Genomic DNA, 11,184 nt, shown 5'->3' with positions numbered 1-11,184 from the left:
GGCGGTGTTCAGGCAGCCTTCGAAGCGCCTTCAGACAGCCTTAAAGTTTCGCTCCGCGCCGCGTGAGTTCGGGAACTGGGCGGGCTCGACGCCGAGTTCGCTCATCCGCGCGACATAGGTGCGGTAGGCGCGGCGGGCCTCGCCGTGCGCGCCCGCCATGACCGAGGACCGCACGAGCGCCAGGTGGGCGCGCTCGTCGTACTGGTCGTGCTGCAGGATCCGCAGCGAGTAGGACGCGGCGGAGTAGTTCTCGCCCGACTCCACGGCATGGTCGGCGAGGTAGTGCGCGACCCGGACATAGACCGAGCGCGCTTCCTCGCGCAGGACGCTTGCCCAGTCCTGGTAGACGTCCTCGTCGAGGAAGTCCCCGGTGTAGGCGGCCTCCGCGGTGCGCAGCAGCAGCACGGCCTGCGCGGGGCGTCCCGCCTTGGCCGCGTCCAAGCCCGCTTGGGCGTCGCGCAGGAACTCCTCGACGTCGATGGACGTGGTGGCGAGGTCGAGCCACACGCTCGCGCGGTCGGCGCCGACGAAGTGGTCGGGCGCGAAGCGCTTGCCCGGGTCGAGAACCAGGCGCACGGTGGACAGCGCGACGGACAGCCGCGCGGACACCACCGACTCCGCCTCCCCCGGCCACAGCGAGTCCATCAGCTGCGCGCGCGGGACGCGGTGGCCGCGTCGGGCGATGAGGATCTTGAGCAGGTCGCGGGCCTTGCGTGAGGGCCACTCGCTCAGCGGGACCGGGGTGCCGTCGCGCACGACCCGGAAGCCACCCAGGCACTCGACCCGCACGTCAGGTGGCGCGGCGCGTTCCTCGGCGAGCGCGGCCTGCGCGGCATACCGGGTCGCTCCGGCGGCCAGGAAGCGCTGGTGGGCACTCGCAGCGAGTTCACGGGCGCGTTCGCCGGTGGACCGCCGGGCCAGCATCAGCTCGACCCTGGCCTGCCCGAGCGGGTCGCCGATCTCGCGGCGGATGCTCAGCGACTCCTCCAGGAGCTGGTCGACCGGTCCGACGCTGGAGGTGGCCGCCGCCTTGAGTTCCAGCGCCTCCGCGAGCCCCGCCCGGTCGCGGCGCCTGCGGCTCAGTGCGGCCGCTTCGTCGGCGGCGGCCGCGGCGTCGGCCAGGTGCCCGCGGTGCAGCGAGACCCAGCCCAGCGAGAGCAGCGCCGCGGACTGGCCCAGGACCGGCCCGTAGGACACGGCCCGCCGGGCCAGCTCGACCAGTTCGGTGGCTCGGTCGGGCTGCTCCTCGATGAGCACCCGGGCGAGCCCCGCCAGGGAGGGGACGAGGGACTGCATGTCGCGGGTCTCCCCGGCCATGGAGATGGCTTCCTCGTAGCAGGCGCGGGCCATCGCCAGGTCGCCGCGCTGCCGGTAGACCTCGCCGAGATTGGTCAGCGGGTGGGCGACGAGTTTGGACTCCAGCCGCTGGTAGAGCAGCCGCGACGCCTCCAGCTCGGCCCTCGCCTCGTCGAGCCTGCCGAGCCCGAGCAGCGCCTCGCCGCGGTTGTTGAGCGCCAGCGCGCGGAACGCGGCGAACCCGGCCAGGTCGGCCAGCCGGATCGCCACGTCGAGTTCGCTGATCCCCTGCGCGTACTGGGCTTCGGCGATGTGGTGGGAGCTGCGGTTGACCCGGATCCGGATGGACTGCAGGACATCGCCCGCGCGTTCGGCGTGGTCGAGGGCGCGCAGGTAGTGCGCCGCGTTCGCGCGCGGGTCGCTGTCGAGGGCGGCGAGCATGGCCAGCACGGTGTGCGCGGCGGCGAGCGCCCGGTCGTCGCGCGCGGCGTGGGCGGCCGACAGCGCGGCGGCGGAGAGCTGCCTGCACTCGTCGATCTCGCCGCGCAGCCAGTGGGCGCTGGCCCACCACGCCTGCAGCAGCGCCTCCTCGCGCGGCTCGGACCCGTCGATGGTGCCACGGCGGTACGTCGCGATCGCCTCGTCGAGGTGGCCGCGCAGGTGGTGGATCAGCCCCATCCGCCAGGCGAGGCCGACGGCGACCGGCCCCTCGTCGCCGATGGTCCGCTCGAACGACGCCTGCGCGCCGACCCAGTCGCCGAGGACTTGCCGCGCCTCGCCGTCGAGCTGGTCGAGGACACCGTCGCGGGCGTCCGGGTCGATCGCGGCGATCGCGTCGACGACCGCTTCGGCGTCGCCGCCCGCGATCATCGCGTGTCCGTGCGCCCAGAGCAGGTCGCTGACCGACGTCGAGTCGCCGCCGGTGCGCAGGCAGCCCAGGGCTTCGCGGTAGTCGCCGGTTTCCGCGAAGTAGCGGCCCGCGTCGAGGACGGCGGTGAGCCGGTCGACGGGGTCGAGCGGCATCCGGGTCAGCGCGAACTCGCGGATCAGCGGGTTGAGCTGGTAGCGGTCGGCGTCCCCGCCCGCGACCAGGAAACCGCGCGTCTCCAGCGAGTCGATCAGGTCTTCGGCGTCGGCGACGCCGAGCGCCGCGCACAAGTCGGCCGAGAACCAGGGCAGGCCCGCGACCATCGAGATCAGGTGCCGCACCTGGTCGGACTCGCAGGCGAAGATCTCCTCGGCCAGGTAGCCGAACACCGGCCCGCCGGGGCGCAGCGCGCGGCGCAGCCGGGCTTCCCGGTCCGCGGGCGCCACCGGGCGCAGCGCCTCCCCCGCCAGCCTCGCCGCGGCGGGCCAGCCGCGTACGGCGTCGTGGACCATGGCCGCGAGTTCGGGAACGGGCTCGCCCAGGACGGTGCGCAGGGCCTCCCCGGTCTCCTCGGCGGTGAACGCGAGCGTGCCGGCGTCGATCTCCAGCACCTGGCCGCGACCACGCAGCCGCTCGATCCGGAACGGCACCCGCGACCGGGACGCGAGGACGAGGTGCAGCGCGGGCGGACCGGCCCGGATCAGGCCTTCGACGAGGGTGGCCGCCGGGTCGTCCGGGGCGAGTTCCTGGACGTCGTCGAGCACCAGGACCAGGTCGTCGGTCAGGTGCCGCTCCAGGGCCTCGGCCAGGGCGGCGGCGTAGGCCAGGGCCCGCATCGGCTGCTCGGCGTCGGCGTCCGGCCCGCGCGGGCCATCAACGACGCCCGCGATGGTCGAGGACAGGGCGGGCACGCGCAGCCGCAGGGCGTCGACCAGGCCGGTGACCATCGCGGCGAGCGTGCGGTCCTCGGCGGTGACGGTGTACCAGGCGCACGCGTTGCGCGCGGCCCAGGAGGCGAGCAGGGTCGACTTGCCGAACCCGGCGTCGGCGACGACGGTGACCAGCCGTCGGCGGGTGCCCTCGGCGAGCAGGTCGTCGAGGCGCGGTCGCGCGACGGTGCCGTACGGCTCCGCGGGCGGAACCGCCCGCCCGGACGACCGGTGTCCCTCACCTGCCATGCAGTCCTCCGCCCGATCCGCCGGTCCACCTCTCTCATCGCTCCTGCCGGGCTGCCGTGACGACGGTCAGCCCTTCACACTCCCGATCGCCGCCCGGCCCGCCTCCAGCCGTGCGACGGGTACCCGGAACGGCGAACAGGACACGTAGTCCAGGCCCACGCGGTGGAAGAAGTGCACGGACACCGGGTCGCCGCCGTGTTCGCCGCACACGCCCAGGTGCAGGTCCGGCCGCTTGCCCCGGCCGCGCTCCACGGCGATCTCGATCAGCTGCCCGACCCCGATCTCGTCGAGCGTCTCGAACGGGGAGACGGTGAAGACGCCCTTGTCCAGGTAGGTCGCGAAGAACGCCGCCTCCACGTCGTCGCGGGAGAAGCCCCAGGTGGTCTGGGTGAGGTCGTTGGTGCCGAAGGAGAAGAACTCGGCCTCCTCGGCGATCCGGTCGGCGGTCAGCGCGGCCCGCGGCAGCTCGATCATCGTGCCGATCGGGAAGGTCAGCTCGACGCCCTGCTCCGCGGCCACCTCGGCGACGACTTCGACGATCTCCTGGCGGATCAGGTGCAGCTCCATCGCGCTGCCGACCAGCGGGACCATGATCTCCGGGCGGGCGTCGACACCGTTGGCGCGCAGCTCCGCTGTCGCCTCGGCGACCGCGCGCACCTGCAGTTTGAACAGGCCCGGCACGACCAGCCCGAGCCGCACACCGCGCAGGCCGAGCATCGGGTTCGACTCGTGCAGCCGCTCCACGGCGGCCAGCAGTTTGCTGTCGACCGCGGACGATTCGCCGCGCTCCTCCGCCCGCGCGACCTTCACGAGCAGGTCGGCCCGGTCGGGCAGGAACTCGTGCAGCGGCGGGTCGAGCAGCCGGATGGTCACCGGCAGGCCCGCCATCTCCGTCAGCAGCTCCAGGAAGTCGGCGCGCTGCACCGGAAGCAGCATGCTCAGCGCGGTGTCGCGTTCGTCCGCCGTCTCGGCGAGGATGACCTTCTCGATCAGGCCGCGCCGGTCGCCGAGGAACATGTGCTCGGTGCGGCACAGCCCGATCCCCTCCGCGCCGAGCGCCCGGGCCCGGCGGGCGTCCTCGCCGCTGTCGGCGTTGGCGCGGACCTTGAGCCTGCGCACCTCGTCGGCGTGGGTCAGGAGCCGGTCGACGGCACGCACCAGTTCCGCGGTCTCGTCGTCGGCCTCGCTCAAGGCGACCTCAAGGCCCTCAGCCAGATAGCGCGACACGGGCGAGTCGACCACCGGGACCTCCCCGAGGAACACCGCGCCCGTGCTGCCGTCGATGGCGATCCGGTCACCCTCGGCGAAGGAGAGCTGACCCGCCCTGGCCTTGCGCGCCACCGGGTCGACGTCGAGTTCCTCGGCCCCGCAGACGCAGGTGCGGCCCATCCCGCGCGCGACCACCGCCGCGTGCGAGGTCTTCCCGCCCCTCGCCGTGAGGACGCCCGCGGCGGCGATCATGCCTTCGAGGTCGTCGGGGTTGGTCTCCCGGCGGACCAGGATCACCGGCTCGCCGCGGGCGGCCCACTCGACGGCGGCGGCCGAGTCGAACACCGCACGACCGGCGGCGGCGCCCGGCGAGGCGGCCAGCCCGGTCGTGACCAGCTCGCGCGGCGCCTTCGGGTCGAACTGGGGGAACATGAGCTGCACGAACTGCTGGCCGGTGACCCGCGACAGCGCCTCGTCCAGGGTGATCAGCTGCTCGTCGACGAGCTGGGCGGCGATGCGGAACGCGGCGGCCGGAGTGCGCTTGCCGACCCGGGTCTGCAGCAGCCACAGCTTGCCGCGCTCGACGGTGAACTCGATGTCGCACAGGTCCCGGTAGTGCGTCTCCAGCCTGCGCATCGCCGTGCGGAGCTGCTGCGACGACGTCGGGTCGAGCTTGTCGAACTCGTCGAGCGCCAGCGGCGTGCGGATGCCCGCGACGACGTCCTCGCCCTGGGCGTTGGGCAGGTAGTCGCCGTAGACGCCGCTGCGGCCGGACGCGGGGTCGCGGGTGAAGCAGACGCCGGTGCCGGAGGTCTCCCCCAGGTTGCCGAACACCATGGCGCAGACGTTGACCGCGGTGCCCAGGTCGTGCGGGATGCGTTCGCGACGGCGGTAGATCCGGGCGCGCGGGGTGTTCCACGAGTCGAAGACCGCGCGCATGGACATGTCGAGCTGCTCGCGCGGGTCCTGCGGGAACTCACGGTCGGCGTGCTCGACGATCAGGTCTTTGAACCGCTGGACGGCCTCGCGCAGGTCGTCGGCGGACAGGTCGGTGTCGGCGCGCCCGTCCTTGAGCGACGAGAACGCGTGGTCGAACACCTCCGGGTCGACGCCGAGCACGGTGCGGCCGAACATCTGCAGCAGCCTGCGGTAGGAGTCCCACGCGAAGCGCTCGTCGTTCGCGGCCTCCGCGAGGCCCGCCACCGAGTAGTCGTTGAGGCCGACGTTGAGGACGGTCTCCATCATGCCGGGCATCGAGAACTTCGCCCCGGACCGCACGCTGACCAGCAGCGGGTCGACCACGTCGCCCAGGCGTCGGCCGAGCTGGTTCTCCAGCCTGCGCAGCGCCATCGTCACCTGGACCCGCAACGCGGACGGCTCGACACCGTCGGCGAGGTAGGCGCGGCAGGCCTCGGTGGTGATGGTGAATCCGGGCGGGACGGGCAGCCCGAGCCGGGTCATCTCGGCGAGATTCGCGCCTTTGCCGCCAAGGAGGTCCTTGCTGTCCTTGTCGCCGTGGACGAAGTCGAACACCCAATCAGTCATCGTGCGTCCTCCGAGGTGTCCGTGTCGCCCCCGACCTCGTCACGCTAGTCATTTCTCGGGTCTTTTGCCCGGTCGACCGCGGGCCGTCGCGGTCGTAGCGTGAGTGCGGCCCGAGAGGAGCAACACATGTTCATGCAGATCATTCAAGGCAGGGTGCGCGACACCGAGGCCGCGAAGGCCGCCCTGGACCGCTGGCAGACCGACCTCGCACCAGGGGCGGAGGGCTGGCTCGGCGGCACCTACGGCGTCACCGACGACAGGATGATGGTCGCCGCGGTCCGGTTCGAGTCGCGGGAGGCGGCTCAGCGCAACAGCGACCGACCCGAGCAGTCGTCGTGGTGGGCGGAGATGGAGCGCTGTTTCGACGGCGAAGTCACCTTCCACGACTGCGACGACGTCACCCTGCTGCTCGACGGGGGATCGGACAAGGCGGGATTCGTCCAGGTCATCCAAGGCCGGGTGACCGACCGCGACAAGGTGCGGTCGATGGTCGAGCAAAGCTCGAAGATGATCTCCCAGTACCGCCCGGACGTCCTCGGCGGAACCCTGGCCGTGGACAAGGACGGCTTCTTCACCGAGACGATCGCGTTCACCTCCGAGGACGAGGCCCGCAAGAACGAGGCCAAGGAACTGCCACCGGAGGCCCAGAAGATGTTCGAGGAGGAGATGTCGCTCATGCAGGACGTCAAGTACCTCGACCTGCACCAGCCCTGGTTCAGCTCAAGGCACTGACAGTCCGGGTAACGTGACTGGCCGTGGCGCTCGCCGAGCGGGACTTCACGGCCTACGGCCCATCGCACTGGGTCGTGCTCGCCTTGTTCGCCGTGGGCGCCATCGGGTTCGTGTTGCTCGGTCGCGCCCACCCCGGGCTGTTGCCCAGCCGCGTTCTGGCGGTGTTGGTGCTGGCGTTGCAGCTGTCCATCCAGCTGTACTCGATGGCGCCGTCGCGGTTCCGGCTCGACCATTCGCTGCCCCTGCAGCTGTCCGACTTCGCCGGCTACGTGACGGCGTACGCGCTGTGGTCACACCGGCGGTGGGCGTTCACCCTGACCTACTACTGGGGTTTGACGCTGAGCGTGCAGGCGTTGGTGTCCCCGGCCCTGCGCGGCCCGGACTTCCCGCATGTGTCGTTCCTGGGGTTCTGGGCGGTGCATCTGCTGGTGGTGTGGGCGGCGATCTACCTGACGTGGGGAATGCGGATGCGGCCGGACTGGCGGGGATACCGGTTCGCGGTGGTGGTGACCGTGGTGTGGGCGGCGTCGATGCTGGTGTTCAACGCTGTTGTGGGGTCGAACTACGGGTTCCTCAACGCGAAGCCGACGGTGGACTCGTTGTTGGACGTGCTTGGGCCGTGGCCTTGGTATGTGGTGTGGGAACTGGTCCTGGTGGTGACGGTATGGGCGGCGATGACCGTCCCGTGGACCCACCCGCGAGTCGCCCCTCCGGGCAAGCGAGTTCACCATTCCGGCAAGTGAGTTCAACGCTCGGGACAGTGAGTTCGAGGCGTCAGAGAGCCTTCAGTTCCTCTGTCACGTCCGCCACCGACGCCTTCGCGTCGCCGAACAGCATGGTCGTCTTCGGGTCGAAGTACAGCGCGTTGTCGACCCCCGCGAAGCCGGGCGCCATACCGCGCTTCAGGACTATGACAGAGCGGCTTTCGTCGACGTTGAGGATGGGCATGCCGTAGATCGGGGAGTCCTGGTCGGTGCGGGCCGCAGGGTTGGTGACGTCGTTGGCGCCGATCACCATGGCGACGTCGGTGCGGCTGAACTCGCGGTTGATCTCGTCCATTTCCTTGAGCCGGTCATACGGCACATCCGCCTCGGCGAGCAGCACGTTCATGTGGCCGGGCATGCGACCCGCGACCGGGTGGATCGCGTAGTAGACCGAGACTCCCTTGGCCTCCAACATGTCCGCCATCTCCCGGACGGCGTGCTGGGCCTGCGCCACGGCCATCCCGTAGCCGGGGACGATGATCACCTGGTTGGCGAACGCCATCTGGATCGCGGCGTCCGAGGCGCTGGTGCGGCGGACGGTCTGGTCGCCGGTCAGCGCCGTGCCGGTGCCGCCTCCGCCGCCGAAGCCGCCCGCGACGATCGCCGGGATGGACCGGTTCATCGCCTTGGCCATGAGGTTGGTCAGGATCGAACCGGACGCGCCGACGATCATGCCCGCGACGATCAGCGCGGTGTTGTCGAGCGCCAGGCCCATCGCGGCGGCGCTGAGGCCGGTGAGGGCGTTGAGCAGGGAGATGACGACCGGCATGTCCGCGCCGCCGATGGGGAGCACGACCATCACACCGAGGACCGCCGCCGAGACGAGCACGCCGATCATCAGCCACTCGGACCCGTTGCCGGTGACGACCAGCGTCGCGCATGTCAAGGAAACCAGCAGCAGCACCAAATTCAGCGGCTGTTGCAGCGTCCCGATCCCGATCGGCCGCCCGGACAGCAATTCCTGCAGCTTGCCGAACGCGATGTTGGAACCCCAGAACGACACCGACCCGACGATCGCGGCGAACAGGCTCGCCACCGCGACGTACGCCGGTTCGTGGTCGAAACCCGCGCTCTGGCGGAACTCCACCCACGCGATCAGCGCGACCGCGCCACCGCCGACGCCGTTGAACAGCGCCACCATCTGCGGCACCGCGGTCATCTTCACCCGCTTCGCCGCGGGCACACCGATCACCGTGCCGATCACGACACCGAGGACGATCAGCGCCCAGTTGCCCATGCCCGGGATGAGCAGCGTCGCGATGACCGCGATTCCCATGCCCACCGCGGCGATCCAGTTGCCGCGTACCGCCGTGCGCGGGCCGGTGAGTCCCATCAGGCCATAGATGAACAGCGCGAACGCGACGATGTAGAGGACCTGGACGAGGACGTCACGGTTCACTTGTCAGTCCTCTCTGGACGGTCTTTGGCCTTGAACATGGCCAGCATCCGGTCCGTGACAAGGAATCCGCCGACCACGTTGATCGTGCCGAACGCGATGGCGATCACCAGCAGGATCTTGTCGAGCACGGTGTCGGCGCCGAGGCCGAGCACGATCAGCCCGCCCAGCAACACGATCCCGTGGATGGCGTTGGTCCCTGACATCAGCGGCGTGTGCAAGGTGTTGGGCACCTTGGAGATCACCGCGAAGCCGACGAAGCCCGCGAGCACGAGCACCGCCAGGTTCTGCACCAGCATCAGGGCTCCTCCCTGGTCACGCACGCCCCGGCGACGACCTCGTCGCCGAAGTCCATGGCCAACGCGCCGTCGGCGTCGACCAGCAGCTCCAACAGCGCCTGGACGTTGCGCGCGTAGAGCTCGCTGGCGTGCTCGGGCATCGTCGCGGGCAGGTTGAGCGGCGCCGCGATGGTCACGTCGTGCACGACGATCACCGCGCCCGGCTCGCTCAGCTCGCAGTTGCCGCCCGACTCACCGGCGAGGTCGACCACGACACTGCCGGGCCGCATGCCCTTCACGGCCTCGGCGGTCACCAGCGTCGGCGCGGTCCGCCCGGGCACCAGCGCGGTCGTGATGACGGCGTCGAACCCGCCGATCGCCTGTTCCAGCTGCCGCTGCTGCTCGGCCCGCTCCGCGTCGGTCAGCGCCCGCGCGTACCCACCCGATCCCGCGGCCTCGATGCCGAGGTCGAGCCACTGGGAGCCGACGGACCGGACCTGCTCGGCGACTTCGGGGCGCACGTCGTAGCCCGTGGTGTGCGCACCGAGCCTGCGAGCCGTGGCCAACGCCTGCAGCCCCGCGACACCGGCGCCGAGCACCAGGACCTTGGCGGGCGGAACGGTGCCCGCCGCGGTGGTCAACATGGGGAAGAACCTGGTGAGGTGCTCGGCGGCGAGCATCGCGGCCCGGTACCCGGAAACGTTGGCCTGCGAGGACAGCGCGTCCATGCTCTGCGCCCGCGAGATGCGTGGGACCGCCTCCATGGCGAACCCGGTGACCCCCGCGTCCGCCAGCGCCCGAACCCCCTCGGCGTCCGTGAGCGGCGCGAGGAACCCGATGAGCACGGCCCCCGACTTCAGCCGCGCGATCTCGTCGCGGCTTGGCTTCGCGACCTTGACCACGACATCGGCCGACCACGGGTCACCCAGGGTCGCCCCCGCCCTGACGTAGGAGTCGTCGGGAATCAGGGCGGCGGAACCGGCCCCCGGCTCCACCACGACATCCAGTCCCCTGACCTTGAGCCGCTCGACGACTTTGGGCACCAAAGCCACCCGGCGCTCGCCCGCGGCGGACTCCCTCGGGACGCCTACGACTGTGTTGGCGGTCACAGTACAGTTGTACCATTTTAGGGTCGTTCCAGGTGAGGGCCACTCGGCTGATGTTCGGGCGGCACAATCGGACTTGGCGGGCGGTCTCTTCGAGAACGGCGGCGAGGTCATCGGCTTTCTCGGGCGTCGACCATTCGGTGATAAGTCCGGCCGCATACTCACGCAGTTTCCGGAAGTCGTCGGCGATCAGCGCCGACGGGAAGCGGCCGACGAGTTGGCGGCTCTCACCCAGGAAATGGGTCTGTACGAGTGACTTTCGTCGTCTACGACGCCTGCGTGCTCTATCCCGACGCACTTCGCGACCTGTTGATTTCGCATCGCACAAGCCGGACTGGTCCAAGCCAAGTGGACGGACGAGATCCTCGACCCGGCCCGCCTTGATCTCACCGAGAAGCTGATGGTCAAAGGCGTCAGGGACTGCCTGGTGACTGGATACGAACCGCTGATAGGCGCCCTTGACCTGCCGGATCCGGATGACCGGCATGTCCTTGCCGCAGGCATCAAGGCCAATGCTCAAGTGATCGTCACCAACAACGTTCGCGACTTCCCCGGCGCCATAGTCAACACGTGGGGTATCGACGCCAAGAGCGCCGACGAGTTCGTCCTCGATCAGGTCAGCCTCGATGCGAAGACCGTCTGGGCATGCGTGCGGCAAATGGCCGACGCATGGCGGAATTCACCCGTGACGACCGATGACGTACTGATCCGACTGGAGAAGGTCGGCCTCACCCGGTCAGTGGCGGAGCTGCGCGGGCTTTGACGGTGGCCGCTCATGAACAGTTCGTCGCTGATCTAGGCGTTGGACCTTC

8 protein-coding genes are annotated in these 11,184 nt (G+C 70.4%); 3 read left to right on the top strand and 5 right to left on the bottom strand.

Translation table 11 applies throughout. From position 1 onward, the window contains the following. Positions 1 to 30: 30 nt before the first annotated feature. Both C8E96_RS18355 and ppdK read right to left on the bottom strand, forming a co-directional pair. Complete coding sequence (locus C8E96_RS18355) at positions 31 to 3,342, bottom strand: BTAD domain-containing putative transcriptional regulator (protein WP_091371949.1); 3,312 nt, start codon at positions 3,340 to 3,342, stop codon at positions 31 to 33. Between the two features lie 66 nt (positions 3,343 to 3,408). Continuing rightward, complete coding sequence (gene ppdK / locus C8E96_RS18350; RefSeq protein ID WP_091371952.1) at positions 3,409 to 6,096, bottom strand: pyruvate, phosphate dikinase; 2,688 nt, start codon at positions 6,094 to 6,096, stop codon at positions 3,409 to 3,411. 126 nt (positions 6,097 to 6,222) lie between these two features. Here ppdK and C8E96_RS18345 point away from each other — a divergent pair, with 126 nt between their 5' ends. Both C8E96_RS18345 and C8E96_RS18340 read left to right on the top strand, forming a co-directional pair. Beyond that, complete coding sequence (locus C8E96_RS18345) at positions 6,223 to 6,828, top strand: hypothetical protein (protein ID WP_091371956.1); 606 nt, start codon at positions 6,223 to 6,225, stop codon at positions 6,826 to 6,828. Between the two features lie 23 nt (positions 6,829 to 6,851). Further along, positions 6,852 to 7,571: a YwaF family protein gene (locus C8E96_RS18340; protein WP_091371960.1), complete on the top strand. Its 720-nt coding sequence runs from the start codon at positions 6,852 to 6,854 to the stop codon at positions 7,569 to 7,571. Positions 7,572 to 7,602: 31 nt separating this feature from the next. On the opposite strand, the gene C8E96_RS18335 is transcribed toward C8E96_RS18340, so the two are convergent. Genes C8E96_RS18335 through C8E96_RS18325 form a run of 3 tightly spaced genes read right to left on the bottom strand, consistent with a single transcriptional unit; the run spans position 7,603 to position 10,375 of the window. Next, positions 7,603 to 8,991, bottom strand: a complete 1,389-nt coding sequence (locus C8E96_RS18335; RefSeq protein WP_091371964.1) for an NAD(P)(+) transhydrogenase (Re/Si-specific) subunit beta — start codon at positions 8,989 to 8,991, stop codon at positions 7,603 to 7,605. Then, entirely contained in the window at positions 8,988 to 9,287 is a 300-nt protein-coding gene (locus C8E96_RS18330; RefSeq protein ID WP_166658042.1) for an NAD(P) transhydrogenase subunit alpha, read from the bottom strand. The genes C8E96_RS18335 and C8E96_RS18330 overlap by 4 nt, the downstream gene beginning before the upstream one ends. Continuing rightward, positions 9,287 to 10,375: a Re/Si-specific NAD(P)(+) transhydrogenase subunit alpha gene (locus C8E96_RS18325; protein ID WP_228769751.1), complete on the bottom strand. Its 1,089-nt coding sequence runs from the start codon at positions 10,373 to 10,375 to the stop codon at positions 9,287 to 9,289. Before C8E96_RS18325 ends, C8E96_RS18330 begins: the two co-directional genes overlap by 1 nt. A gap of 424 nt (positions 10,376 to 10,799) precedes the next feature. On the opposite strand from C8E96_RS18325, the gene C8E96_RS18320 reads away from it, so the two are divergent. Further along, a complete protein-coding gene (locus C8E96_RS18320; protein ID WP_228769752.1) occupies positions 10,800 to 11,135 on the top strand; it encodes a PIN domain-containing protein in 336 nt (111 codons plus the stop codon). Positions 11,136 to 11,184 lie beyond the last annotated feature (49 nt).

The sequence above is a fragment of the Actinokineospora alba genome (assembly GCF_004362515.1).
Taxonomy (GTDB): Bacteria; Actinomycetota; Actinomycetes; order Mycobacteriales; family Pseudonocardiaceae; genus Actinokineospora; species Actinokineospora alba.
This window is presented reverse-complemented; position numbering and strand designations above follow the sequence as displayed.

What these genes read in the sequence shown, in the direction of transcription:
- C8E96_RS18355 (WP_091371949.1), bottom strand. Translation starts at nt 3,342, where the DNA reads ATGGCAGGTGAGGGACACCGGTCGTCCGGGCGGGCGGTTCCGCCCGCG.
- ppdK (WP_091371952.1), bottom strand. Translation starts at nt 6,096, where the DNA reads ATGACTGATTGGGTGTTCGACTTCGTCCACGGCGACAAGGACAGCAAG.
- C8E96_RS18345 (WP_091371956.1), top strand. Translation starts at nt 6,223, where the DNA reads ATGTTCATGCAGATCATTCAAGGCAGGGTGCGCGACACCGAGGCCGCG.
- C8E96_RS18330 (WP_166658042.1), bottom strand. Translation starts at nt 9,287, where the DNA reads ATGCTGGTGCAGAACCTGGCGGTGCTCGTGCTCGCGGGCTTCGTCGGC.